At 43.7% G+C, this 26,722-nt stretch carries 25 protein-coding genes; 8 read left to right on the top strand and 17 right to left on the bottom strand.

Going from position 1 to position 26,722, the window contains the following annotated elements; genetic code table 11:
- Positions 1 to 95: 95 nt before the first annotated feature.
- From HWX74_RS12905 to HWX74_RS12890, 3 genes are read right to left on the bottom strand one after another with little or no spacing between them, the layout of a single operon-like run.
- Complete coding sequence (locus HWX74_RS12905) at positions 96 to 1,553, bottom strand: hypothetical protein (RefSeq protein WP_176013926.1); 1,458 nt, start codon at positions 1,551 to 1,553, stop codon at positions 96 to 98.
- Positions 1,554 to 1,576: 23 nt separating this feature from the next.
- Complete coding sequence (locus HWX74_RS20265; RefSeq protein WP_254872317.1) at positions 1,577 to 3,424, bottom strand: DnaJ C-terminal domain-containing protein; 1,848 nt, start codon at positions 3,422 to 3,424, stop codon at positions 1,577 to 1,579.
- Positions 3,425 to 3,442: 18 nt separating this feature from the next.
- The gene (locus HWX74_RS12890; protein ID WP_176013923.1) at positions 3,443 to 4,435 is read right to left on the bottom strand and encodes a hypothetical protein; all 993 of its coding nucleotides are present in this window, start codon (positions 4,433 to 4,435) and stop codon (positions 3,443 to 3,445) included.
- Positions 4,436 to 5,093: 658 nt separating this feature from the next.
- On the opposite strand from HWX74_RS12890, the gene HWX74_RS12885 reads away from it, so the two are divergent.
- On the top strand, positions 5,094 to 6,650 hold the full coding sequence (locus HWX74_RS12885) for an ATP-binding protein (RefSeq protein ID WP_176013922.1): 1,557 nt from the start codon (positions 5,094 to 5,096) through the stop codon (positions 6,648 to 6,650).
- Positions 6,651 to 6,962: 312 nt separating this feature from the next.
- Here HWX74_RS12885 and HWX74_RS12880 read toward each other — a convergent pair whose 3' ends face one another.
- The 3 genes from HWX74_RS12880 to HWX74_RS12870 all read right to left on the bottom strand — a co-directional run bounded on the left by HWX74_RS12880 (position 6,963) and on the right by HWX74_RS12870 (position 8,635).
- Entirely contained in the window at positions 6,963 to 7,376 is a 414-nt protein-coding gene (locus HWX74_RS12880; protein ID WP_176013921.1) for a hypothetical protein, read from the bottom strand.
- 21 nt (positions 7,377 to 7,397) lie between these two features.
- Complete coding sequence (locus tag HWX74_RS12875; RefSeq protein WP_106052555.1) at positions 7,398 to 7,772, bottom strand: hypothetical protein; 375 nt, start codon at positions 7,770 to 7,772, stop codon at positions 7,398 to 7,400.
- Between the two features lie 194 nt (positions 7,773 to 7,966).
- The gene (locus tag HWX74_RS12870; RefSeq protein WP_176013920.1) at positions 7,967 to 8,635 is read right to left on the bottom strand and encodes a hypothetical protein; all 669 of its coding nucleotides are present in this window, start codon (positions 8,633 to 8,635) and stop codon (positions 7,967 to 7,969) included.
- Between the two features lie 481 nt (positions 8,636 to 9,116).
- Here HWX74_RS12870 and HWX74_RS12865 point away from each other — a divergent pair, with 481 nt between their 5' ends.
- The 3 genes from HWX74_RS12865 (at position 9,117) to HWX74_RS12855 (ending at position 11,513) form a co-directional block, all read left to right on the top strand.
- Positions 9,117 to 9,755 (top strand): inovirus-type Gp2 protein, encoded by a 639-nt coding sequence (locus HWX74_RS12865; protein ID WP_176013919.1) that lies wholly within the window; start codon positions 9,117 to 9,119, stop codon positions 9,753 to 9,755.
- Positions 9,756 to 9,759: 4 nt separating this feature from the next.
- A complete protein-coding gene (locus HWX74_RS12860; RefSeq protein ID WP_176013918.1) occupies positions 9,760 to 11,085 on the top strand; it encodes an ATP-dependent RecD-like DNA helicase in 1,326 nt (441 codons plus the stop codon).
- A gap of 92 nt (positions 11,086 to 11,177) precedes the next feature.
- On the top strand, positions 11,178 to 11,513 hold the full coding sequence (locus HWX74_RS12855) for a hypothetical protein (RefSeq protein ID WP_106052560.1): 336 nt from the start codon (positions 11,178 to 11,180) through the stop codon (positions 11,511 to 11,513).
- A 744-nt stretch (positions 11,514 to 12,257) separates the two neighbouring features.
- Here the strand turns inward: HWX74_RS12855 and HWX74_RS12850 are convergent.
- The 6 genes from HWX74_RS12850 to HWX74_RS12825 form a co-directional block, all read right to left on the bottom strand.
- Positions 12,258 to 13,199, bottom strand: coding sequence for a Fic family protein (locus tag HWX74_RS12850; RefSeq protein WP_176013917.1), 942 nt, complete (start codon positions 13,197 to 13,199; stop codon positions 12,258 to 12,260).
- Positions 13,200 to 14,074: 875 nt separating this feature from the next.
- Entirely contained in the window at positions 14,075 to 15,610 is a 1,536-nt protein-coding gene (locus tag HWX74_RS20050) for a recombinase family protein (protein WP_303048123.1), read from the bottom strand.
- A gap of 6 nt (positions 15,611 to 15,616) precedes the next feature.
- Positions 15,617 to 16,430 (bottom strand): IS5 family transposase gene (locus tag HWX74_RS12840; RefSeq protein ID WP_176013916.1). Its coding sequence is split into 2 segments (ribosomal slippage): positions 15,617 to 16,024 and positions 16,026 to 16,430, totalling 813 coding nucleotides; the frame shifts between segments, so codons are not numbered across the junction.
- A gap of 437 nt (positions 16,431 to 16,867) precedes the next feature.
- Positions 16,868 to 17,008 carry a hypothetical protein gene (locus HWX74_RS12835; protein WP_176013915.1) on the bottom strand — a complete coding sequence of 47 codons (141 nt, stop codon included), beginning with the start codon at positions 17,006 to 17,008 and terminating at the stop codon, positions 16,868 to 16,870.
- A gap of 21 nt (positions 17,009 to 17,029) precedes the next feature.
- The gene (locus HWX74_RS12830; protein WP_176013914.1) at positions 17,030 to 17,425 is read right to left on the bottom strand and encodes a hypothetical protein; all 396 of its coding nucleotides are present in this window, start codon (positions 17,423 to 17,425) and stop codon (positions 17,030 to 17,032) included.
- 2 nt (positions 17,426 to 17,427) lie between these two features.
- Complete coding sequence (locus HWX74_RS12825; RefSeq protein WP_176013913.1) at positions 17,428 to 17,709, bottom strand: hypothetical protein; 282 nt, start codon at positions 17,707 to 17,709, stop codon at positions 17,428 to 17,430.
- Positions 17,710 to 18,064: 355 nt separating this feature from the next.
- Here HWX74_RS12825 and HWX74_RS12820 point away from each other — a divergent pair, with 355 nt between their 5' ends.
- Both HWX74_RS12820 and HWX74_RS12815 read left to right on the top strand, forming a co-directional pair.
- On the top strand, positions 18,065 to 18,577 hold the full coding sequence (locus HWX74_RS12820) for a winged helix-turn-helix domain-containing protein (protein ID WP_176013912.1): 513 nt from the start codon (positions 18,065 to 18,067) through the stop codon (positions 18,575 to 18,577).
- On the top strand, positions 18,550 to 19,110 hold the full coding sequence (locus HWX74_RS12815; protein WP_368506808.1) for an IS630 family transposase: 561 nt from the start codon (positions 18,550 to 18,552) through the stop codon (positions 19,108 to 19,110). Before HWX74_RS12820 ends, HWX74_RS12815 begins: the two co-directional genes overlap by 28 nt.
- A gap of 125 nt (positions 19,111 to 19,235) precedes the next feature.
- Here HWX74_RS12815 and HWX74_RS20680 read toward each other — a convergent pair whose 3' ends face one another.
- Positions 19,236 to 19,475 (bottom strand): helix-turn-helix domain-containing protein, encoded by a 240-nt coding sequence (locus tag HWX74_RS20680; RefSeq protein WP_176013910.1) that lies wholly within the window; start codon positions 19,473 to 19,475, stop codon positions 19,236 to 19,238.
- A gap of 84 nt (positions 19,476 to 19,559) precedes the next feature.
- On the opposite strand from HWX74_RS20680, the gene HWX74_RS12805 reads away from it, so the two are divergent.
- Positions 19,560 to 19,958: a transposase gene (locus HWX74_RS12805; protein WP_176013909.1), complete on the top strand. Its 399-nt coding sequence runs from the start codon at positions 19,560 to 19,562 to the stop codon at positions 19,956 to 19,958.
- Between the two features lie 246 nt (positions 19,959 to 20,204).
- On the opposite strand, the gene HWX74_RS12800 is transcribed toward HWX74_RS12805, so the two are convergent.
- The 4 genes from HWX74_RS12800 to HWX74_RS12785 all read right to left on the bottom strand — a co-directional run bounded on the left by HWX74_RS12800 (position 20,205) and on the right by HWX74_RS12785 (position 24,071).
- The gene (locus HWX74_RS12800; RefSeq protein WP_176013908.1) at positions 20,205 to 20,954 is read right to left on the bottom strand and encodes a hypothetical protein; all 750 of its coding nucleotides are present in this window, start codon (positions 20,952 to 20,954) and stop codon (positions 20,205 to 20,207) included.
- The gene (locus HWX74_RS12795) at positions 20,932 to 22,608 is read right to left on the bottom strand and encodes an RHS repeat domain-containing protein (protein WP_176013907.1); all 1,677 of its coding nucleotides are present in this window, start codon (positions 22,606 to 22,608) and stop codon (positions 20,932 to 20,934) included. Before HWX74_RS12795 ends, HWX74_RS12800 begins: the two co-directional genes overlap by 23 nt.
- Before the next feature lie 18 nt (positions 22,609 to 22,626).
- A complete protein-coding gene (locus HWX74_RS12790) occupies positions 22,627 to 23,151 on the bottom strand; it encodes a hypothetical protein (protein ID WP_176013906.1) in 525 nt (174 codons plus the stop codon).
- A gap of 332 nt (positions 23,152 to 23,483) precedes the next feature.
- Positions 23,484 to 24,071, bottom strand: a complete 588-nt coding sequence (locus tag HWX74_RS12785) for a hypothetical protein (RefSeq protein ID WP_176013905.1) — start codon at positions 24,069 to 24,071, stop codon at positions 23,484 to 23,486.
- 667 nt (positions 24,072 to 24,738) lie between these two features.
- On the opposite strand from HWX74_RS12785, the gene HWX74_RS12780 reads away from it, so the two are divergent.
- Entirely contained in the window at positions 24,739 to 25,920 is a 1,182-nt protein-coding gene (locus HWX74_RS12780) for an IS4 family transposase (protein ID WP_176013549.1), read from the top strand.
- Positions 25,921 to 26,722 lie beyond the last annotated feature (802 nt).

The raw sequence follows: 26,722 nt of genomic DNA, 5'->3' as shown, positions 1-26,722 counted from the left end.
CCGTTTACTCTGCAACGGTAAACAAGTCTCCGGGGTGCCTATAGTACGAGATGTGTTTCAAATGACGCATCTCGCACTCAACGTACTTAATTGCTCTAATGTTTTCGTATCCCCGCTGCCACTTTCCCTTCACGATTCTTGATAAAAAGTATATCATTCCAATAGGCCATTATCTTACTACCGTCCCCATCATAACCTTCAGGAGGGTTTAGCGCCTTCCACCTTATTCCATCCAGAGAGATATGCCATCCATGCCAACTATTTCCATAGTAATCAAAGTAAGCAACAATGAAACGTTTTGTATCAAAAAAATTACGATATTCACTTGTGTCGAAATGATATCCTTGAGGTATCCAGTGAATACCGTCCTTAGTCATAAAAGTGTTACGCGTGTCACCCTCACCATAACCATAGGAATAAAAACATTTTCCCATTCCAACCTTTAAGCCTCCGGAGCCCAATTTTATTCCCAGTGAATACCTATTTAATTTGGTTAGTTTTCGGCCACTGTAAACAAAATATTCAGATTCCATTTTTTCAAATATACGGGGTATCAAACCCGTAAAAATAAATTTATTATCAAACCAAGTAAAATCTTCTACACATTCTCCATACCCGAAACTTTCTCCATACCCGACACTCTCCTTCGAAAAAGTTTCTTTATGCCAAGGCCCCTCCAACTTCTCTGAAGTGAATATAACAGGTTTGGGACAGAGAGCATATCCGAGAGGTCTCCACTTTCGAGAACACCCGGTTGTGAAATATTGATATCCAAAAAGAATATAACTGTTTCCTGTCCAAATTATCTTTTTTACCTTAGGACAAGCAACATCAATCTTATTCCAGTGGATAAGATCGTTAGAATAATAAGCCCCCCCATCATTATCGCCGTCTTCAATAATGATGAATTTATCATTGAGGCAAAAGCAATCATTGATCGGTACAGGTCCCCATTCTTTTAATTGGAGACCATCCTCACTGACATACAAGATATTTTGTTTGCGTCCATCTTCATCCTCATCTTCAGCAATAAAAAGAAGACGGTTAGAAGTACAGATACAGCTGGTGATTGGAAGTCCATACTGTTCACACCAAGTAAATTCAATCTCTTCTAGTTTTAATGGTTTCGTCAGCTCAAATTGTCTCTGTTGCTCCAAGCGTTTCTGCTCTTCAATTTCCTGCTGTTTCCGCTCTTCCTCTTCTCGAAGACGTTCTTCCTCCTGTCTTTTCTGCTCTTGTATACGTTGAGCCTCTAATATCTGTTCCTGTTCTTTACGGACTTTCTCCGCTGTAAAACGGGCTAACGCCTGTTCTTTGGTATTACCTTCGATGCCGAAGATATGACACAGTGTTTCCAGAAGTTCCTGTTCCGGCAAATCTGGAGACAGAGTCTCTACCTGTCTTTGTTCCGCCTTTAAATCCCAACTGTAAAGGCATCTCCTTAATTGTCCTCCACGGAAACGCTCAAGCAGTTCCGTAAGGTTGAAGTTTTCACGCAGTTCTTCGAGAGTCTTGAGACGCAGTCCATTGATGATTAGTGGTAAACGTGGCATGTTTGTTGTCTCCGGTCTTAGTATCATTTGTTCTTGAGTATATTAGTAACGGCTTTGACGACACCGGCTGTTGGAGAAATCAATACCGTTGGATTCTTAAGCGGATTTATTGAATCAATGATCCTATCCAACGGTTTGGTATGATCGGAGTCTTCAACTGGTTGTTGGTATCGGGATTGATAAACTCTCGTTTGCTCTACAACGGTGATATGCACATACAAGTTTCCGGGTTGCGCTTCTCCACATCCGGCATTACCTTGTCCCTGAATCCGAAGCTTGGCACCGGATTTGACATCAGCCGGAATCCGAACCTTGATGGATTTGCTTCCTTGCACCAAGCCGTATCCATTGCAGTTGGAGCAGCTCCTTTCTCCGGCACCGGACTCACGCCCGGAACCGGAGCATAAAGAGCAGGTCTCTGAGCGTGTAACAATAACTTCCTTGATCGTTCCGGTTTTCGCCTCTTCGGCATTGAGTTCCACGTTGTAATGCAAATCACGATCTTCTATTGAAGTATTGGAGGAATGAGTCGAACGGCTTGACGTATTGTCCTTATGAGCAATCTTCAAGGTTCCGACAGCGATCTTGTTCCCATCCGTAATAAGCAACTTGCCAGCCAGATAAGCCATCTTGCCATTCTGCAAGGGAGCGTTCAGCTTTCGCCAGTTGACCCCGTCAACAGAAATATGAATGTGTTTCTGGTTTGATGAAATTATGAAGCAGTCTGTAACAGTTCTACACCATACATCACGAGAAATCAAATCATAACGCACGTCATCAAGATATCCCCATTCCCCTTCGTCAGTATTAAAGAAGCACTTATTCTTGTGGCGGTAGAAACTCACCATCCCAAACAACCCAGTGATTACACTGCGTTTTAACTCCATAAAAGAATGTCCCGTGTAAAGAATAATGCTGTCTTCATCAGATTGTTGCTCTGTGTTTATTGCATAGTGTGTGTCTACTTCTCCTCCCAAACAGAACGTTCCATTTAAAATAATAATGTCATAAATCAAATCGCCTTGACAGTAATTCCCGATTGACTCTTTGTGCCATGGACCGGTAATTGAATCAGAAACATAGATAACGGGTTTGTTATAATAAGCTGACTTTGTTCTTGATAAGAAAGTACCACTTTCGGTATAATGGTAATTCTGGACTATTTCCCCTAACGCAACATATTGACTGCCTGTCCAAAGAATTTTTCGGATATGTACAAGTTCATCATCAATAATGATCTCCTTACTCCAGTTGATAGCGTCTCTGCTATATTGATAACTTGTATCCCCTGTAATAATGAAAAAACCATTGGAGAACATGGTAGTTCTCATGGTACTATTGATACAACTTGAGGAGGGCTCCCAATGAATTCCATCATAGCTATAAATTGATATACGTTCGTAATTATAATCTGAAAGAGCAAAAAAGCGATCTTCTCCAACGTTTATGTCATACAGGCTTTCTTTATTCAGCGTTATACCTTCCTGCCAGTCGAATTCAATTTCGTCCAATGTTAAAGGTTTTGCGATGCTTGTCCTGGCTCGTTCTTCCGCTTCCAGCTGTTCCTTGCGACGCTTCGCTTCCTCATCCCGCTTCTCCTGTTCTTCTTTGAAGGCGGTCAGCGCTTGCTCTTTTGCCTCCCCTTCGACTCCGAAGATACGACACAGGGCTTCCAGCAGTTTTAATTCCGGTAAATCAGGAGAGATGGCTTCCAGTTGTTCCAGTTCAGAACTGAAGTCCCAGCAGTTCAGCCATGCACGTAGCTGACCTCCTTTATAGCGTTCGATCAGCTCTGTAAGATTGAAGTTCTCCCGCAGTTCTTCGAGAGTCTTGATCCTCTGTTTGTTAATCAGCAATGGTAAACGTACCATATCCGTATCTCTCCAATCTTAATCAGCGGCCAGAAAATTCGTTGCCGTATTGACAATCTTTACGAAAGCGCTATTGCTCTTGTTCTTCAGCTTCTGCCACCATGACTTCGCCGCAGCTTGAATCTTCTCCGCACCTTTGCGAATGGCTGGGATGGCAGCCATTTGACACAATGAACGAACAACGGGGGCGACCTTGGCAACCACCGGAGCCGCAGCGGGACAATGCGCTACCACATAGGTTGAAATTGCCGTAAGACCGGCATCTACCAGACGTGGAACAGTCACTTCAAGCCATGTCTTGAGTTGAGCCGCACCACGGTCGATCAACCGTTCCACAGCATCGGTTTCATTGCACTCACCGGAACCGACCGCGAAGTCAGTCAACACAGAGAAGATGCCTCGGTCTGCGAACATGGAAGCGGAAACGTAATCCAGTGGCTTCTCCAATCCCATTGTCATCAGGCAGACCGCTGCGATCTTCCTGATCTGTTTGAAGGCGACCGGGTCTTTCCCTTCGATGGCCTGCTGCATCAATCGGCTTTCCCGGATGGTGTCATCGGGAGCGCTGAGGACGGCGTTCTGAAGCTCGGCTTGCGCCTGACAGGTGGTCGCGATCAACGCCTGATCCAGATTGCGCACCTTCTCCACGGCATCCAGTCCGGAGAAGGAGCCGTTTTCATTTATAGTAGCTGAGGTCTCTCCGGTCATGGAACCGGTAATGGTGTCGATCAGGGTTGCCGCCTGATTCTCTTTCAGGGAGGAGGTCTGTTCCGTCAGGTTCTGCTGAAGCCAGGCGGTACGGCTTGTTCCGGTCTGTTTGCTTGCGGTCAGGTTCTCGTGATTGCGGTCGATGGAGTCGAGAACCGCGTCGATGCCTGTGATGACGGTTTGCGGATCGTTGATCTCCACTTGAGCTAGACGTTCCGCCAGGAACTGATCCAGCGTGGACAGATGTTCTTCGCTCTCGGTGAGCAGCGAACTGAAATGTTCTTTGAAGTCAGGGGTATCCATTACGTGCCTCCTTGCGTGTGATCTACCACTTTTGACCGGAGGGCTTCGTAATATGCCTGAAATGAGTATGGGTGGTTCTGAATCAATCACAGACATAAAAAAGACGCCCTCTGCTGTATTCACCTAAGAGGCACGCCAATGCCTATCAAACCTATACGAACAGAGAGCGCCCAAGCTTGGGCGCAAACTCAAGTCGCAGGTTTGATTCACGGAGTTTTGGCGTTTCCTTAGGTGAAACCTACTTAAAGTTTACGTTATCTGATTGTCAATTGATTATTGATACTCTGGTCAGTTCATAACCTCCTGTTAGATTAGTGCGTTACAAGAACGTCTGTAATATATGGGACATTCGCGGCTTTGTCAAATCACATCGTTATAATTGCTGAAAGAATGTTCGTGTTGGCAAGGTTAACATCCCTTCAATTCGCCCCCCGAAGACAGTAGAGCAGAGAAGCGCAAAACAGACGGTTTGGAGATCGAAAGTCCCTGCTGGCACAGGGACAAAAGTTGACGTTTTCGGCTTCATCATGACAGATGGCAATTCCTCCCTGAAGACCGGTTGTCTTCAGGGAGGAACTGAACTCATAGCAATCTTGTCGCACCCATGCTTGAAAATCATTGGAATTGCTGTATAGTAAGGTATTGGAGGATATGACCGATGAAGGAACTCACAGACAGTGTTTACGCATTTGCCGATCTCCGGCAGGGGAAATACCTGTATGTTGATAAGACTGAATATGTCTGGAAGCTCGTTCGTTCCTATAAGGGCATCTACTTCCTGTCGCGTCCCCGTCGGTTCGGCAAGTCCTTGATGGTTTCCACTCTCAAAGCGATCTTTGAGGGACGCAAGGAGCTGTTCGACGGCTTGGCGATCTCAAAGAAAGAGTATGACTGGAAATCATATCCGGTCATTCATTTTGATATGGGCAACTGTTCTGCCAAAACACCCCAGGCTTTGGAAAGCTTCATTGAGGACAGACTGTGCGATGTCGCGGCAGAGCATAATGTAACGCTGCGCGGTCAGTCCTATGCTACACGCTTTGAATCCCTGATTTCAGCATTGAGCAAGCGTGGAAAGGTGGTCATTCTTATTGATGAATATGACAAACCGATCTTGAACAATGTGACGAATCCGGAAGCCGATGCGATTCTCGGTGTTTTGAAAGGGTTCTATTCAACGATCAAGACCTGCGAGGATTTGGAACGTTTCGTATTCATCACGGGAGTGACGAAGTTCTGCCATGTATCGCTGTTCTCCGATCTGAATAATCTTACGGACATCACCATGCGTTCCGACTATGCGACGATGTTCGGTTATACGCAATCGGAACTGGAACATTATTTCAGCGACCGGATCGAAGCGACCGCACAGGATCAGAAAGTTTCGGTGGAGGAGCTGAAACGGAAACTCAAGGTGTGGTATGACGGCTACTGTTTCGAGGAGACTTCGGAAACGGTCTACAACCCGGTGTCCATTGCGAAGTTCTTTGAGAATGACGGCAAGTTTGACAATTACTGGTTCGCCACCGGAACGCCTTCGTTCCTGATGGAGCTTGCCAAGAAGACCGACTTCAACTTTGAGGATGCGGTATCGAAAGCGGTTCCCGGTGTGACGTTCGATGCGTTCGAGATACCCAATATCGATCCTGTAACGCTGCTGTTGCAGACGGGGTATCTGACGATCAAATCCAGTGAGATTCGTTTCAACAAACGCTGGTTCTGGCTCGACTTCCCGAATGAGGAAGTGGCAGAATCTTTCAGCACCTATCTGCTGAACAGTTATGTAGGCAGAACACAGCGAGAGGTCAGCAGCTTCTCCGCTGATCTTGCAACCGCGTTCCTGGAGGGCAATCTGAATCAGGCAAGGAAGGTTCTCGAATCGTTCTTCGCCGGGGTGCCTTACACGATCCACAAGAAGAGTGAAGCGACGTTCCAGTCCGTCTTCTACGCGATCTTCCGGCTGCTCGGATTCAACGTCGAAGCCGAGTCCTGCACGAACGACGGTCGGATCGATGCGGTTGTCCAGACGGACGATCATATCTATCTGTTTGAGTTCAAGCTGGACGATGACGATACTGCGTTGTCGCAGATCAAGGAAAAAGCCTACTTCAAGAAGTATCTTCAGTCCTCGAAGAAGATCACGATGATCGGAGTCAACTTCGATTCGGAGAAAGGCCAGCTCATCGACTGGCAGACCGAGGATGTCGTAGAGTAGAATATGATACTTGCCCGATTGTGTGGTTTGACTGTAATATATTAATAATCAACATGTTATAATTATTTTATATTTGCTCTCCATGCAGATGTTGATTGTGTAAACCGGGGTAGTTGTCAAGCTGGAGGATGCCCTGAAATGACTTACAGGAACAGCTCATTTCGATGGTTGTAGACTACCGGGCAGAGATGGTCAAATCAGCATCGTCAGTAAATCCAACATCCCTGCTATACCGGGCATAAAACATGCTCTGTCAGAAACAAACGGTCGATCATCAGTTGGAAGCCGTTGCCTCCAACTGATGATCTTGTGTTATTGAGGTTTCACGTTGAAGTTGACCATGCCAGATTTCAGGAAGATATCGAAGATAGAGTTACGCCATGCCCAGTCAAGCTCGGTCATGGTTTCCTGTAATGTCAAGTCTTTCAGTGTACCAGACCGATTGGTGAAGTGCGGATTCCCGTCTTCGTCAACAGTGCATTCCGCTGTCTCCAGAAAGTCGCCGATCTCTTTCCAGCAGTAAGTGCTTCCCGCTTGTTGCTGAAAATACCGGATGAGCTGCTCTCTGCTCTCAGGGTCAACCACACAGTTTGGCATCTTCATGACGAAGTCAATCTGATGCTCAGAAGCGTCTTCTTCGCACTCAGGTGCTATCGGGTCAGTCGCTGTATCGGAACCATCCTCTTGCAAGCGGGAACCGTCAATGTCGCTTTTACGTTTGTTCATGGTAAGTTATCCCCTGTCCGGTTATTTGATTTCACATTTGATCATGCCATTGCTTTCAAGCAGGGAGGGCAGACTGCTGCTCCAGACCTCTTCGGCCTTGTGACAGAGCACGCTTAGTCTGCGAGGCGGGAAGTTGGCTGGCACCTCCCGTTCGATCTTCAGGTGCCCCGATTCATTCACAGAACAGGTCGCTCCGTTGAGAAAGGGCTCCAGTTGTTCCGCTGCTTTGGAATAGTTCTTTTCTGCATAGTTGACAAAGTGTTTAACGGCCATCTTGCGGGCAGTGGTGTCGGTGATGAATGACGGCATTTCCAGTACGATCTCGATTGTCTTGGTTGCGGCTTGCTTGGGTTGTGGTGCGGGTTGCGTGTTGGAGAGTTCATTGGATCTTTTCATAATCCTATCCTCGTGTTGTTGATTGAAACGAGCCAGCGAACACCGTGTTCCGGCTCATCGGATAGCGATTGCGAATACTTTTTTACTACACCGTTCACGAGCCGGTGTACCGTAGATCAGGATGCCTTCCCGATGCCAGAGAGAACGATCAAGATCCCTGCTGTGACAGGGATCATATCGCTTCATTTACGGAACTACAGCGGCAGGTCGTCATCGAACTTGAGGTTGCGAAACGGATGCCTGACCAGATCGATCAGCTTCCGGAACTGCTCGCCATTGCGTATCCGTGACTTCAACTTCGGAAGGATGTTGAGTCTGCGCCAGTCCTCATCGCTGAACTGGTCAAGGCACGGGCACTCCGTCAGCAACTCGGCTGAACTGTAAAGGATGCTCCACCACATCGGTTTCGTGAACTGTTCCTGACAGGGGCAGTTATACCAAATGCCCGGATTATGCTTGACGACCCAGAACCAGTCGCCCAGAGTGAAATCATGCGTATCGATATCTGTGCTGAAATAACTGTCACTTGCCAGTAATCCGCCCCGTATAGCCGGATGATCCGGTATTTCGCAGTAATGCAATAAGGTCGGTTGATGCCGTAACAGACGCTGCCATTTAGCGGGGGTGAAATCTTTCCAGTACATACACCGCCATGCAAGCGATGGCTGCTTTTCAAGAACGGTGAGCCACTCGTCCGAGGTGAACTCGGAGAAGGGGCAGAGTTCCTGAAGCTCCGGGTGTCGGGAGATGATGCGTGCCCACTGCTTCGGAGAGAGCGGAGCGGAAACAGATGGCTCTTCGGGAGTAAAAGCTGCACAGTTCCATTCCAGGTCGAGGAATACGTTCAGTTCTTGTTCGGTCATGGTGATAGCCTTTCAATGTTAATGTTGAATACGGGATGAGAATAGTTCCCGTTGATGCTTGGGGGAGGAATCTTTCTGGTTGACTTTGGCGAGGTAGCTGCAACGTCGGAAACACTGGTCGTATTTGCGTTCATATTCGGGATCATCCTTGCGGAGCATAACACCGTTCTCCTGCGGCTGACCTTGCCGGTTCCTCATACAATCGTCAATCAGTCCGTAGCTGGTTGTCCGTCCTGCGTCATCATGCTTCGGATGAAGGTTCAGCGTCTTCTCCCACAACCGTTCTGCCGTCTGGATGTGATCGTGGATATTCTGGGTCGGGGTAAGACACTGTTAGTTTTTAGAATCATTGTAATACCATTAGTTTTAGATGGCTAATATATTATTGGCTTAATATGGCTCATGTATCGTTGGTTTTAATACTGAATATATACTTGCATGATTCGCCTCAATATTATGCGGAGAAAAGGAGCCGCAGAATATGAGCAAACTAGCAATTACACGTGATTCAAACTACCGAGATTATCCACTGCTTGATTACAACGGACCCGGCAAAGGATTTTATACCGCCATCCTTGATCGGTTGATTGATCGGCTGGAGTATCAACTTTCAGTCCACGGCAAGGTGCTGATGATAAGGCTGGTTGCCAAATATCCGGACGAAGTGGATGCGGAAAAGAGCAACCAGTGCTTCCAATACTTTATGGAAGAATACCGACGCAAGCTGATGATGCACGGTTTTTCGCCTCAGTATGTTTGGGTTCGGGAACAGCACACATCCAAGAATCCACATTACCATTTTGTACTGTTTCTGGATGCCAACCGTATTCAGTATTTTAACCGGATGAAGGAAGCCAAATGGCTATGGGTCAAGGCAATTTGTAAATTCAATCCGGGAGCTCAAGCAACGATTTCACCGTATCTGATCCACAAAGATCAAAGCGTTTATCACAGCCAGCAGATCAATCATGGTTTGATCGTCACGCGAAACAATCGGGCGCTTCAGGAGGAAGCGATCCGCTTCGGCTCCTACATTGCCAAGATCAATACCAAGGAAGCTACACCATTTAATTGTAACTGCTTTCACGCATCGCAGTTACCTGAAACCGAAAGGGGTTGAAACAATGCAACTGGATCACGAACAACAAGTTGCACTTGATGCGATGCTGGCTGGACAAAATGTGTTTCTGACCGGTCGTGCAGGAACTGGCAAATCCGCAGTCATCAATGCGTTCATCCGTCACCATCCAGCCAATCTCGTTTGTGTTGCACCTACCGGACTTGCAGCCCGAAATCTGACAGAAGCTGGAACAATCCATCGAACTTTTGGTTTACCATCCGGTGTGTTACAGCCAGGTAATCTGGCTTACATCCTACTGGAAAAAAGGCCATTTCTAAGCACAGTAAAAACTCTTTTGATTGATGAAATCTCAATGGTTCGAAGTGATACATTCAACGTTATTGACTGCCTACTCCGTGAAAGCGCTTCTTCCGGGTGCTCAGGGTTACCGTTTGGAGGGAAACAAATCATTGTTGTGGGAGATTTCTATCAGCTTCCTCCGGTCGTTCGTGAACAGGCCGTTGAGGAATATCTTGAGGAGCACTTGAATGGTATTTACGCTTTCAATACGCTCGCATGGCAGAGCGCACGGTTTCAAAACATTGAACTGACTCAGATACATCGGCAGACAGAACCAGAATTTATTGCCTTTCTGAACTCTGTCAGAGAGATGGACACCGATCTTCAGGAACGCTTGCATGATGCCAATGGACGGATCGCAGCCAACCGCTCCACGGACGGTTTAAACGGTCCGATCTGTCTTTGCTGTTCCAGAGACACGGCGAATAAGATCAATGCTCAGGCATTGGCTCAACTGCCCGACAGCGGCGTGGAGATCATGGGAGAGAAGTGGGGTGAGTTTCCTGATGACGAACTTCCGGTCAGTCAGGTACTCCTGCTCAAACGCGGAATGCGGATAATGTTGCTTGGCAACCGCAGTCACGGCACTGATATTCAGCAATATGAATATGTAAATGGTGATCAGGGTGAAGTCCTTTGCTACGATCCGATTGCACGAGTTATTCTTGTCAAACTTGATCGCGGTCCCATCGTAAAAGTTACACAAACCTGCTGGACGCATTATGAATATACAACTTGGCGGAACGAAGAGGGAAAGCTTCAGATCGTTCAAGATGAAACAGGAAAGTTTTGGCAATACCCCGTCATGCCCGCTTACGCCACTACGATCCACAAAACGCAGGGGCAGACGCTGGAGAAGGCTCATGTCATCCTTGGTGATGGCTGTTTCGCACCGGGGCAATTATACACTGCGCTCTCAAGAGTGCGCTCTTTCGATAGTTTGACTTTGGATCGGCCGATTCGGTTTGCTGATGCGCTTGGGGATGCGATGGTACAGGCGTTTATGAAAAACTTAAATCAGTCTAAGTGACATATGGAAGGAGCGAGTCTTTCTCAGAAAACCGCAGAGTAAAAAACTACAGTGGCTTGCGATTGTATGCGCCAGAGAAGGAGGGGCGCAACATGCCACATCCTATTCGTCATCAAACCGTTGTCCTGATTGGGAAGCTACTTCACCCGTTAACGGAATCCAACTTGATTCCGTTTCCTGAATATCGGGAGATCATTGCCCAGCTCAAGCACCTTGCTGCCCAGGGCACACCTGTACCGAATGTTGTTCCTAAACTGGTTGACATGAATGAGGCTGCACAAATGCTTGGAGTTAGCCTCGCCAACTTCAAAAAACTGGAACCACAGTTGCCCTTCAAACGTAAGATGGTCGGACACGCAGTCCGATTCCGCAACACCGACATCATCCATTACATTCTGGCAAGTGACGAATCCAGCCAGACAGAGTAAACATAACCCCTGCGGTTCTTCGACAGAAGAGCCGCAGGGCGTTTCATTCATGGCCGTGATGGCCGACAACATGAAAACAATCAGTGTTCTTCGACAGAAGAACCGCAAGGCGTTTCATTCAGAGCCTTATAGGAAGCTGAACAACGATTATTGAAACAACGCTTCTCCACGGCTTCCTCCTTCTAAAGAAGGAGGAAGTTCGAAGACTCGACTAAAGGCGAGCAAAAAGCCTTGCTATACTGGAGAGAATGAGCCGAATCTTAATGGTTTTAAGGGGGGGCTAGGCCGTAGCCTACAGCATGATAAATACCTTCTATAAACAAGTATCTCTATCGCAGAATAAGGGGGGCTGATCGCGATACATTCTCATGGATGAAATTGATGAAACAAGGCAGAAGAAAACGAGGTATATATAGTTTGTCTTTTCCTGATTGGACTTTGGACTTTTGAGGCTAAAAGTCCAAAATTCAGAGTCCATTTACTCACCCAAATAGTCCAATGGACATACCCTTTTGTCCAAAATCATGGGGCAAAAATCCACTTTGTAACCGTTGGTGTCCAGAATCCCATCCGCGTTATATATCATTCTATTTAATATGTAACTTATAGTTTCGGCAATTTAGGTTGCTTGTTTGTCGTGCTTGAAACTGCCACAAAAGCAAATACCCTTAATTGCCGATACAATAATAAAATTCTCGCTATGAATAAAATTGCACTGATCAGAGTAAGAGTACCGCCATCGCATTACTTGGTAAAATAACCGCCGTTCTTTGGGGCACCTCGAAACTCGATTCGACCAGCATTGCGAAGTTCCCGCAGATGACGTTCTATCGTAGGACGACTCTTCTGCAACGCTTCTGCAAAATTTGGTACGCGCCAGCCGGGATGAGTTTGTAAAAGTTGTAGTATCTGAGCAGCTCCGTGACTCAAAGTGGAGGCTTCAGTTTTCTCAAGGATACAGCCGAGAAGTCGCAGTAGTTCCCGGAGTGTTTCTATCTCACGGGCGATAACAAACTGGATGAACTCATTCGTACTGCGATGGGCCTTTTCAAGAGTCGCAATGTATTCCAATCGCAGGATGGGAGGAATGATTGTAATGGGATATCCGAAGCGAAGGAGAACCAGATTCATCAGCAGACGCGCGACCCGTCCATTCCCGTCTACGAACGGATGGATAAAGACAAATTTCTGATGTACCAGTGCTGCCAGTTCGAGAGGATGCAGCAGGAGCTCATGCTGTCGATACCATGCAAGGAACTCGTCCATCAACTTAGGAATCTCTTCCGCAGATGGTAGCGGATAGTGACTTCCACTGATGAATACCGGGACGGTTCGGAACTTACCTGCCTGCGATGGATCAATGCGCTTATAGAAAAGTTCATGAAGTTTCAGAATATCGGCAACCTTCAACTGCTTGTCTGTTGCCATCAGTTGTAGATGATCGTAGGCATCCGCGTGACCAAGCGCTTCATAGACATCGTGAAGCGGTTTCCCTTGCACGGTCAGGCCGTCTTCAATCACAACTTTCGTTTCGGATTCCGTCAGTGAGTTGCCTTCCAGTGCGTTACTGGAATAGGTCAAGCCGACCCGGTAATATTCACGGAGCGATCTCAGCGTTTCTGCTGGGAATGGTCGGAGCGCATCCAGCTTCTTCTTGAGTTCATCACACTGTTGCAACTGATTCATTTCTTGGTCCTCCTGATCTCCGTTTACTCCATCGATGGAGTAAATATACTTCTGATGGAGTAAAATGCAAATGGGAAACAGACACACGGAGCTTGTATTGAGCATATCAGTATATCCGTTTCATACGCTCTTCACTTTGTTTCATTCATCTTTCTTAAGACGATTCTGCATGTCACATTTGCAATTTCCCTTAATGGCATTATAGTAAGGTGGCACCTGATAATAACATGTGCCGGGTTCATTATAGATGGGGTGCCACTATGGTACCGTTAGGACGAATGGAACATTTTCGATACTGAAATCGAAGAGGTGATGAGGTGCCATTCTGGTGCAGTTGGCATGTTGCAGGGGGTCGATGAGGACAACCGGTCGCTGTCTGAGGTACCATTATAGTGCCGTTGGAACAGGTTCTAATGCAGCCCCAAATGGCTATGGAATCGCTCTCTGTACAGGGATCGACAGATCAGGCAGGAGCCATCTCTTTGAGCAGAGTTTAGTTAGGTGCCAAACTGTGCCGTTTTAGAACTTGTAAGTACCGAAAAGTGCCTTTTTCGATAGGTTGAAACGTCTGCAAGACCCAAAGCTAAATTAGAGAATAACTTCTTGAAATAGAGAGTCTTGTAACGCCAATTTGAGCTCAACAGGAGGTTGCGAGAAGCCGACTCTCTCTCCGCCATTTTATTATTCACAAACTCTCGGTTAACTTTTTCATTGTTTTGTTTTTCTATTGATTCTCAGGATTTTACACATTTTATTTCATTACACGTACTCCGAAATCAGAAAAAATATTTTATCACAAAATAACCGTTTTTAAATTTTGTAAACTCTGAAACGGTTATTCTGCAACAAGGATTAATTTATTACGGTTGAAAATCCTAATTCCTTATATTGCTCTTCCCAATCGTCTTCATGAAGCTTGGCAAGCTTAAACCATTTGGGATATCGCCATATACAATAGCTTCTACGATGCTCGGCGCTAAATTGCTCAAAGCCAAAATGCGTCCAGTATATGCAGCACTTTGTTTGAGTGTTCTTGCCAATTCAGAAACATTTTTGAATTTTCCGGCACATAACTCTTCATTCCAACGCCACGCAAGAGCTATTGCATGAAGCAGACAACGACGATTATTGTCATAGTTGACTCCCGTCGCTTCTATTTTATTTTGTCCATTTACTCTCTTCAACACAATTGGAGATTCCAAAATTAAACATCCATCTTCTTGATGAACGGAGAATAAACTTTGTTCTGACCGAAAGCGGCTGGCAATTTCTTCTTTCAGGCAGATAAAATCTTCCACCAAGAATATACTGATCTTGGTGGGGTAAACCTCTATTCTTTCCACGATTAAGTCTAACAGTTCGATTTTTGTCTGAGACCCCATTTCGTTCCATAGGACAGAAAATTGATCTAGATAACGATCTATCGCTTTGACTTTTATCTCCTGTTGAAAGGCTCCGTACTTACGATCAAGCATCTCAAGCCTATCTTTCATCTCCATGTTCGTATCGTGGTCTTTTCCTATCGCGATCAAGGTTTGTAAACCAGAACATTCTTTTTTTATTATACGGCAATATTCGACTTGTGTCTGTCTGATTGCCTCGATAATGTTTTCTCGAAACGAATAACATTGAATGAGCATTTCCAATTGCATGAAAACAACATTTTCAATTTCTTTAGATGGCAATTGGGGCAATTGGCAGATATGATCCGGATATTTTCGTGATTTCTGACAAACATAATAAAAATACCGTTTGCGATTTTTATCGGTATAAGTAGGAGTTAAAGCACAGTTGCATTCTTCACAATGCAAAAGAGTCATCAGCAGCGTAGCTTCTCGTTGACCGAAACATTTGTGTCTGCCTTGGTTGTTATGACTCAACAATTCTTGAGTCTGTTCCCACATTTCTTGAGTTATGATAGGAATGTGTTCTCCCGGATACATTTGTTTCTGATGACGAATCAAGCCGGCATACAACGGATTAGTGAGAATAGAATGAATACGTGCAGTACACCAACTTTTACCTCCATGATTGATTTCATGACTTGAAGTCCATTTTCGTGTCTTGAGGCCACGGAGATTCAATGCTTTTGCCACGAGACCGCAAGATTTCCATTTCAAGTATTTTTTAAAAATCCAACGAACAATAATGGCTTCTTTGGAGTCAATGTCAATTCGACGAGTTTCGTTATTGCGTCTATAACCCATAGGAGTCATACCGCCACAGAATTTTCCCATGCGTTTACTTTCAGCAATTTTATCGCGAACTCGTTCTGAAATTGTCTCTCGCTCGAATTGAGCGAAAGTCATCAGAATATTCCACAACATTCGACCAGCCGATGTATTGGTATTTATATCTTGAGTTACAGAGACAAAACCAATATTGTATTGTTCAAGATAATGATTAAGAATATATCCCTAAATAACCGCAAGTTTTCTATAAATAATCACGCTTGCCGCCAGTTGAAGCAACGCTTCATATGCGGCATGTGTTTTTTCAAAACGCACCAGAAGTTTTCTGAAGCGATTGAACCATGAATGGGCCACTTCCACAATCCAACGTCGAGCTTTATAACCTTGCCTGACTGCAATTTTCTCTTCTCCCCGCGGTCTGATGTGCGGAATATATCGGTACGCCTTCATAACTTCTCCAGAGCCGGTATAACCGGCATCCGCACAAAGATTCTGCTTTGTCCTTCCTCGCGGCTTTCTCATTCTTGCGCTCAAAACGGCATTCACTTGCGTAACATCATTCCGATTTGCTCTGGTTACGACTATTGACAACGGGATGCCACGCTCGTCTACGAGAACGTGACGTTTGGTCCCATTTTTTTCCCTTGTCTGTGGGATTGGGACCTACTGCTTCCCGGGCCAATGGGGCTTTGTTCATTGCTCCATCGATACTTTGCCAACGCCAGGAAATCCCTTCCAACTCATCGTATTCCGCCAAACCTTTCTTCCACAATTTTTGAAACAATCCGGCTTTCAACCAGCGCTGAAAATAACGATGTATGCTGCTTGAACTCCCGTATTCTCGGGGAAGCGCCTTCCATTGTATTCCCGTTCGCAAAACATACACGATACCCTCAAACACTCGACGCGCTTCCAACGGTTTTCGTCCAGCTCCGCGACGACGCTGATACTCTCGATTGCTATCACGCCTTGCACGAGGAATCAAAGGTTCGACCTTCGACCAAAAAGCATCAGAGACTTCCCACGAATTCATTGCCATATTCTCCTTCTAGTGGTTGATGATAATATAGCAATATTTTTCATGTTTTCAACTGTTATTTAGGGATATATTCTAAGAGCTCTATCACAAGAACCAATACTGCCAAGTCATGACTTCAGCTTGGATTTTAGAATAGAAGTTTTTTGCCGTTGTGCTTACAATGATGAATATACCGGTTCTTCTGTTGACTTTACTTACACCAGGCATCCGACTGGCTCAGGTACAGTTTCTGGAGAAACTATTATTTTGGGTGATCCACAGAATCCGTCGAAATATCCATTTCAACCTCATTAACACGGACCCATTTATAGATTCGGCAATTAACATACGTGCAATATTTGCTTGAGGGTGTATATTATCATCATGGAAACTCAAGATGCACGAAAACTCGATAAGGTCGCTCTTGAAGAGCGGCGCAAGCAGGCCGTGAGATTGTATCAAAGCGGCAAATGTAATAATTGTACAGAAATCGGATAATTCACTTTGGCAAGATGAGCGCGATACATTTCAAGATAGCCGTTAAATTTGTCCGTGGAAATCTGCTTTTCCGGTGTGACAGGATTTGGGAAATTACTCATGTTTGTCTCCGGAGGCTATTGTTAATCAAAATGTTCGTGGGCAAATTCTGCGAGGAAACGGATTTCTTCATTAGTGTAGTTAACCAGCCATTCGATATCTTCTTTGTCGATTTCGTTGTTGCTGATTTCACAGCGGTAGTTTGTACCGTATTCCTCGCTGTAATAATAACCCTGCAGACCGGTCTGAAAGTTTTCCTGACACCAGCGATTGAAGTCGATCAGCAGCGTTTCAAACCATTTGCCACCTTCATAGCCAACAAAATCGACTTCAACAGAATTCTCAACCGGATAAATTTTAAAGAATTCATAATCAGGATTCTTCTCAATCAATGCGGTAAAGATTTCGATAAACCGGCTTGTTTCCTCCAAGGTTGCCAAATCAACATAAAGATGACTGTAGATGCAAGGCCCGCCCATAATTATTTCCTTTCGCTAAATGTGGGTTGAGTAATCAGTCGGGAATATTCCTCTCCGGGGATGATCTGGAAGTTGATGGCTTGAACCCGGTTCAGCTCAAGTTGCCAATCTTCCCGGAATCTGGGAGAACAGGTTGAAATGAGAAATTCCAGAGTCTGGATCCAGCCGGCGACATGTATCCGGGCAGAATCGAGTTCCAGCCGGCCGTCGGAGTCTTGCGGAAACTTTCGCCATAGCATTCCGGTCATCGAGGCGGCGACGACCATTTGTTCTTTTTCATTCATGGGATTTATCTTCCTTTCCGGTTTGTCCGAAAAACGGGGAATCAAGCGGCGATAGTCCCCTTGATGACCGTGACAAACCGGGTAAGGAAGATTGGTTATAATTCCGGGCGAATGATCAAATTGATCTTTGACAAAGATATGGAAGAGTTATATTTTTTAATACGGCAATGAGAAAGGTGCTGCAATATGACTGATAAGCCGGGAAATGATACGGGCCATAGTGTCGTTGCAGGCCGCCGTAGACGTTGAACTGGAGTGTAAAGCCAAACTCGGCTGTAATACTATTTCGCTTTCAAACATAGACATCGATTAAAAATGATGCTATATTATCGGTAACCGAAACAGGAGGTTACCGATGATTCAACCGCATTTAACCGTAGAAGAAATATCCTTGCGAATGAAGGAAGCTTGTAGTGTTGCTCAATTCCGCCGTTGGCAGGCGATCTTTTTGCGTCTTCAAACTCCTTCCTTGAGCGTTTGTGAGATCGCAAATATCTGTTCTGTATCTCGCAAGACGGTGGTTCAATGGACTTGGCTTTATAACACAAAAGGCCCAGAGAACTATATTCTTGTTGGGCGTGGCGGTCGTCATCGCTTCATTCTTTCTGAAACTGCCGAGCAGGAATTGCTCCAGTCGCTACAGGAGAAAGCTGAACGGGGAGTAATCATCACGGCTCATGCGGTCAAGATTGCCGTCGAAGCAAAAGTGGGACATGAAGTTCCAAAAGACTATGCCTATGATTTGTTGCATCGCAACCGGTGGCGGAGAATCATGCCGCATACTTATCACCCGAACGGAGATGAAAATGCTCGCTCGGCCTTTAAAAAAACTACTCGAATTTGCTGGATTCCGCCAGAAAAGAATTGAATCTCACATCCGACGAATCACTGGAAGTCTATTTCCAGGATGAAGGAATCTTCGGACGCATGTCCAATCCGGTTCCCTGCTGGGCGCCACAAAAAATCCGTCCTCAATTACCTTCACAACGGATTCGTCAATACAGCTATGTTTATGCCGCCCTCTGCCCGGATACAGGAGACCTGTGTTCGCTGATCATGCCATATTCAAATATGGACTGCATGCAGATTTTTTTGGATGAATTTGCCAGGCAACGAGCCGGAAAACCAACCTTGATCATCATGGATCAGGCTGCTTGGCATAAAAGTTCATCTTTGCTGAAATATCCCAATATTCTCATCAAATTTCAGCCCCCGTATAGTCCGGAACTCAATCCTGTTGAACACTTGTGGAAACATATGCGAACTGTTTTAACTCACAACTGGTTCTGGCAGTCGCTCGAACAACTCGAAGACAGATTATGTGAGGTCTTGCTTCAACTTTCCGAAAATCCGAAAACGATACAATCATTTTCTCTTTTTGATTGGATGGTCTGTGTTTGAAAGCGAAATAGTATAAGGCCGTGATATACGATAAAAACGGCAAGCCGAAAATGGGTTCAGTCTGTCATCTGGTGAGATGGGCCCGGATTCAAGCCAAAAAACAAAGCGAAACTAAATAGTTTCACTTATTTCGCTTTCGCCGCAAGTTCTCGGAGCTTGCTTGCCGGTGCCGGCTGCGGCTTGGATTTGCCGCGTTCCCAAGCGGAAACCGTACTGGCGGAAACACCTAAACGTTCTCCAAATTTTGCTTGAGTCAAAGCCAGAGATTTTCGGATTTTGCGAATATAATCCGGCGTGATCGGAACTGCCGGTTCTGCTCTGAACGGTGACGAAACAGCGGATAACGTCCTGAAAATTGCGCACATTTAAAAATAGTTGCTTGAAAAAGCAGCGGAAATTCGATTGATTATTTGGTCACCGGAATAACAATCAAAAGAAGGAAATCCGTCATGGAAAATGTAGCACCGATTGATGAAAAAGTCTTGTCGAATGCCTTTAAGATCGATGAAAAAGAGATAAAAAATCATCTGGCAAGTATGGTGAAGGAATCGGTTGAGGAAACGTTGAACGAGCTTTTGAACACGGAGGTAGACGCGATCTGCGGAATCGGACGCTATGAGCGCAGCCATGACCGTCAAGACATCCGCGCCGGGAGCTATTCGTGTAAGCTCACCACCGGCGTTGGTGAAGTGTCACTGCAGGTTCCGCGCCTCTGCTCATTGCCGTTTGAGACGCAGATCATCGAACGCTATAAGTACCGTGAGAGCTCGATAGAGGGAACACTGGTTGAGATGTATTTGGCCGGAGTGTTGGTACGCCGTATCGAAGACATAACCGAGGCGTTGTAGAACGCGAAAGTCAGCACAAGTACGGTAAGCGAGCTAAATCAGAAGATTTACGGCAACATTGAAGAGTGGCGGCAGTGTCCTATAAATTTGCTTCCGACTCCGTCTTTCACGTTCCATCTGTCATCTCCAAAGGTTAATTCCGGTGACAATTTATTTCCAATGTTTCTCTATTTCCAGATGAGGATTACTAATGATTTCCTTTAATATACATTATATATCTCAATCAATCATATTATTTGACAGCAATCAATCATGTTTATTCTTGATACTATCTTCTGGTAAATAATCATTACTTAATAATGGGTATCTACTTTTATGGTGTTTTCCAAACATTATGGTGAAATTATTTTGAAGTAATTCTAGAATAAAACTATTTTCATTTTCAGGTAACGTTTTTCCTCTTTGATTATTTCCGTAATAAACAATATTTACCTTATTAATTTTTAGGTTATTAATAAGATCATCAATGGAATAAAAAATAATATCATTATAAGAATTTTCTGATGTTACAACAGGAATATCATCAAAGATAATTTCATCATATAGATATTGTGCGGAAGTTTTATTAATGCGACATTCTAAATCAAGTTCATTTCCAACAATATCAAGTAAACGAATAAACGATAAATTACCAGGAGCATGAGTAATATAAATTTCATGAGATAAAATCTCTTGTGTAATCTCTTCTGGCCAAGAAATGATAAAAGTATTTCCAGTTCTTTCTTTATAACTTTTTCGTGCAAAATATAGTAAATACTCTACTGAATATTGTCCAGGTTTTAGATTGTAGAGTTGAAAATTAATGGCATTTGGATCAATCTCCTTACTAAAATTGGTACGATTTTTGATATCTCCTTCGTATAATGGAATACTTATACATGAAATACAATTTAAAGAGACAAGTATTAACAACAAATACAATTTACTCAAATCATTCATTTGCTTTTTTCTTATTCTTGACATTATTAACTCATCATTCATCAGATTGACACTCACATGTTGTTTTCTTACTACGACAACAATACCTTCTTGATGGGATTTTTCCTTTCCAAAATGAATCTGGATCGTTCGGATCAGGCGTTATATGTGGGTAATTTTCTGGATTCGTTTTTAACATAGCATATGGAATATAGGTCCATGATGGATTGGAATGAGTTGGGCCGCGAATTGCATGATAATCATTATCTGGATATCTAAACCACGGATCCGACCATGGATCTCTATTACCCAAATTTTGTTCATATTTATAAATATAGAGGACCATAACATTTTCACATTCTGATGATGGGTCACATGGCTCAACGGTTAATGTGCAATCATATCCAAGTTCCTGAGTCGCTTGTTCCAATGATTGTCCGTACCCCGGTCTAACAAAATGGCCCCTTCCACATGCATATCCGAGGCAATTAATTGCATCCAATCTCTCCTCAATTGTGATTATATCTTCCGATTTAGTTATCTCCAATAATTCTTGAGGAGATTCATCGTCACCTTCACTGAACCATTCCCAAAAACGCCAAGAGAGAAGGCCATATTTATCGGTTAATGATATCGGGTTGTTATTAACAAAAGATAAAGTATTTTTTACATGATTATTATGTCCAATTGGGTCACGAGACAACCAGCGCCCCAGTTTCGGATCATATTCCCGGAAGTTATAATAAATCAAACCGGTCTCCCGGTCAGCGTATTCGCTACTCCAAGTAAGGACATTAGTATTTGCATAAGCTCCGGAAGATTTCACCAATTGTCCAAATGGACTGTATTCATAATGCACGACTATCGCACCAGCAGAGTCCGTCAGATCAGTCACGTTCTTGTTAGCGTCAGTCTGATAGAAGTAGGTTTTATTGGCAGCGGCATCGAAAACCGTCAAAGGACTATCAAACATTACCGACTGCCAGACATAACGTCGCAGGACAGCATTGTTGCTCAACCCATTAAGCTCTTCAATCAATTTATATCCGTCGTAAACAAAACGGATATGGCTGGTCAAGGTGCTGCCGTTATAGACTTTCTTTTCAATGCGTCGGCCCATGTAATCGTAAGCGAACTCTAATTTTGCCGTACCTTTTTCGGCTTTGATCAGCCGGTTCTCAGCGTTCCAGGTTTGCGTCCAGCCGTCGCGAGTCAGCATGTTGCCGTCAGCGTCATAAGTTGGACTCTGAACTGTACCTGCCTGATTTAAGGCTGTATATTGATTGAGATTGTTGGCGGTATAGGTCCAATTAGTGCTGGCCAGGCCGGCCGTCTTACGGTTACCGATTGGGTCGTAGGTATAGTTGTAACTATACGAAGCATTGTTGTTCGATGAGGCGCCGGTCAGTTCGGAATAGCTGTTGTAAGTGTAACTCAAAACATCAGCAGCGGTGAAGGAGCTGCCGCTGCGGTTCATGCTGGTACGGCGTCCGAACGCATCGTTGGCATATTGGAATGTGCTGATTGATCCGTTGGCTACTTTGGTCAGCAGATCCCTGGCTGTTTCGTAAGTGTAGTTGGTTGGCACATTATTCGGTCGGGTCATTGAAGCGATCAAATTGCTGTTGGCAAGATATGTATAATTGAAAACGCCGGCCGCAGTAGTCACTTTATTCAAGCGACTATACTGGTCGTAACCATGGGTGTACAGATTGACCGTACCGATATTCAATTTGAGATAGTTACCTAATTAATTATTTTGATTTATTCTTCTTATTGTTTGTAAATAAATATCTTCTATTTCTGGATCTGCATATTCTATTTCCTCCTTTAGAAATTCATATAAAGACTCTGAATCAAAACAACTTAAAAAAATATCGACAGCATCCCAGCGACGTAAATACGGTAAAATTCGGGCAAATATCCTTATGCTTGACTCAAACAAATCAGCCCAATTTTCATGATGTTTATTAACTATCTTTTTCAACATAAATAAAGAAAAAATACATCCACTAATTTCAATTCCGGTATAGTGATAAATTCCTTTAAGGTCAAGTGTCAATAAATATGCGGAAATGGTTTCATTTAAATTCCAAATCTTTCCAATATATTTACCATGAGAAACTAGTATTAATAACTCATCTTCTGTCAAATGCATATCATCATCACATATTTTGCGGAGGTGGCTGCACAGCTCATTTAATGATAATTCTTTATTTTCTATATAATTATAAATATATTGGATATATTGAAAGCTATATTCTTTAGTTTTCATATGCATTACATTTTCATTTTATTGCCCTAGAGGCTAATTCTAAGCAACGACCAGCAGCCTCCATTTTACTAATTAACTGAATTTATGCTTCCTTGCTTTTTCTGCGCTACCTTCCCTAATACTGCCAGGTAGTATGTAATCGCATCCATGAGTAAGATAATCAAGGCGCCCTCTTGCTTCGTCTAGACAGATTGCTGCCATTGCAAAAAGTTCCTCTCGAGATCAACAATCTTTACATCGTTTACATTCAAAATTCTTATAATAATTCCAAAGAGTTTCGCAATATGCGACATTTGCAAAATAAGCCGTTACTGCAGCTATCGCAGCCTTAGTTAGGTATGCTCCCTTTTCTTGAAGCAACCATAAAATTGTATCAATATCTCCCTGTAAAATAGCTTGTTCCATAGTTGCAGAACCAGATTCTGCCATTCGTTCAAGGCTTCTTCCAGCCCGGCTTTCAGGATTTTGCGGTCGGCTTCTCCGACGTAACGATAATACTTGCCGAAAAATTGGACGCAGTAATCCCGCCAGGTCACATCATAGGATTTATCCCGGAACATGGTATCGAGATGTTTGGCCAACTCTTTGGGAACTCTCTCCTGCCAGATCAAGGCCCAGGTCAATTCATTTTTTAAGCCGTTAAACTCCAGATCAGGCAGTTCCTGATCTTCAAGCTTTTGAAAGAGAAAATCATAGAAAGCATCAATCTGGTCCTGCGGTAGATTTTTACCCAGTGCATGTATGGCTTGAACACGAGGCAGGTAAGAATTATCGTCGGTCAGCCCGACGATAAGTTTGATATTTTGGGGAAGAGAAGAGATAAATATTGATTGATGAACGTTTCCTTTGGCATAATGAATAAAACAACTAAATATGCCAATTATTAACAATGTTTTTTGTGCTGCATCTTTTATTTTCATAAAAAACCTTTTTTAAATCATTGGTTTTATTAATAATAAATGTGAAATCTAATCAGTATTATGTCCAAATTAATATTAATATTGCCATTTTTTAATAAAGTCCATGAATTCAGGGTAAACGATTCCATCAACCTTAACTGTATAGCCAATTTTTTCATCTAAAAAACTATTAATAACCCATATCCAAAAACCGCTGTTCTCCAAAAAATACATTGAGAGAAAATGATATATCAATATCAACAATATCAACAAATAACAGAAATGCTTATGATTTATAAAACATTGAAACAAATAGCCAATAATTAATCCTTCAATACATAATGAAGAAACGACAAGGCTACCGCATAAAATATTATACCATATTTGATAAAAGAATGATAAGCAGATTATTGCCGCAATGAAAATAACAAAACATAGCAGTATTAAGGCAAATAATGATTGCATATTTTTAACATTCATTTTCTTTTACTCTCTCTATTATTTTTCAAGGAAATACAATATTATAATCAGACAAAACATTGCTACACAAAATAGAGATTGTAAAATTAAATTTTTCATTGAAAGCACTACTGTCCGGTAAAAGTTTCCGGACTTGATTGTTAAAATCGGGACTTGTTCTATATTAGAAGAGCTCAAACCCATAATATTGAACAAGAAAGTCCCGACAATGCATTACAGTAGCATCTTTCAGCAGCTTTTCAATTTCATACCGAGACATCGTTTTGAGAAATCCGTAGAAAACTTATCCGGCGACCGCTATTGCAAACATTTTACCGCATGGCGGCAGTTTTTGACGTGCCTTTACGCGCAAATTACGGGCAAAGACTCCTTGCGAGAAATTGAAAACGGTCTTCTTGCAAACCATGATCGGCTGTATCACCTCGGCATGGAGGTTGTTCCAAAATCGACCTTGTCCGAAGCGATGAATCGACGTGATCCGGAGATATTCAAGGCGTTGTTTGAGGAAATTCTTGACCGGGCTTTGAAATGTGCGCCCTCGCACAAGTTCCGATTCCACAATCCGCTGTACGCGATTGACAGCACGACGATTGATCTGTGCCTAAATCTTTACGATTGGGCGCATTATCGTAAAAACAAGGGTGCTATCAAACTTCATACCGAGCTTGATCTATCCGGAAATCTGCCCTGCTTTGTGATGCTGAGCAACGGGAAAATAGCAGATATTCGAGCGGCACGAGAGAACATTATCATCGTTCCGGACAGCATCTACACCTTTGACAAAGGATACTATGATCTGAACTGGTTTCAACACATTGCGGACAGCGAGGCTTATTTTGTCACGAGACTGAAAGACAATGCAAAAATTGAGTTTCTCGGACAGCATCGGGAGGCAAATGAAAAACGTGGGGTTTTGCGGGATGAAGCCGTGTGGTTTACCGGATATCAATCAGCAAGAAAATATCCCGGAGAACTGAGGCTGATTGAGTTCCTGGATGAATCGACCGGAAAAACATACCGCTTCATTACCAACAACTTCAAACTGGCGGCAGCGAGCATTGCCGGAATTTATAAACAGCGTTGGCAGATCGAAATCTTCTTCAAATGGATCAAGCAAAATCTCAAAATCAAGAGCTTTCTTGGAACCAGTGAAAACGCCGTCATGACGCAAATCTATGTCGCGCTTATCCATTATCTTTTGGTCGCATACATCAAATTCCTGCATGGATTCAAGCTCAGCCTCTCGGAATTAACGAACCGAATCCGCGAGACGCTTATGCAGAATCTTTCCCTGCTCGAAGTCCTCGCTCTGAACCGCAAAACCATTACGAAGCCGCCGGATTGGAATGCTCCCGAACAACTCGAACTTTTCAACGAGTTTCTATGCTGAATTTTTTACCGGACAGCAGTGCATTGAAAGAGGTTTACATAATTGTTTTCCGGTGAAAATTCCAATTGTAGTTAATAAAAATAAAAGCCACCATGGAATTATCTCCGTTTTACAACAACTCGAACGATAAAAGCATGATAATAAAACTAGAACTATTAGGGCAAACAGCTTTAATGAAATAATCATCTTTTGCGTCATATGTAACCTCATTACTTGACAATAGGAATACCAACCGGACCACGATAATGTGGTTTAAATGGATATCTTGATTGATTGACTGGAGATGCGACTTCTTGAATTACATCATGGAGTGTTGATGGTTTATTACCAGGAGGGTATTTATATGTAAATTCTATTGAAGAACCAGTATATTCGTCATTATATGGGCATCGACAGAAAACTTCAATTCGAAAACGATATGAAGCACCAAAAACAGGAGGAGACACGCGCGACGATTCGGCTAACTTACTCGTTCCTGGTATATCGATTATTCTAGGCCCCCCTCTGTAAGGTCGTCCTCTTAATGTTGATCCCGGGACTGGATCTATGTATGAGTAATATCTTACAGCAAAAATCTGATAAGTAAGACCATCATCTCCATGTACAAGATAAGGTTTTCCAGTTTTCATCACAGGATCTAACCTGAATATTGCATGAAACTTTCGAATCGTCGAGAAATGTTCAGAAGATTCGGAAGTTTTTATTTTCAGAGTCGGATATTGTCGTTTTTTTGCAAATTGAGCATATTCCCCCTTTCCCCCGTTGTTGTTCGGCGAGCNCCTGAATGTTGCATGAAACTTTC

The sequence above is a fragment of the Victivallis sp. Marseille-Q1083 genome, from assembly GCF_903645315.1.
Taxonomy (GTDB): Bacteria; Verrucomicrobiota; Lentisphaeria; order Victivallales; family Victivallaceae; genus UMGS1518.
Note: the sequence above shows the minus strand (reverse complement) of the source record. Positions and strands in the feature narration are given on the sequence as shown.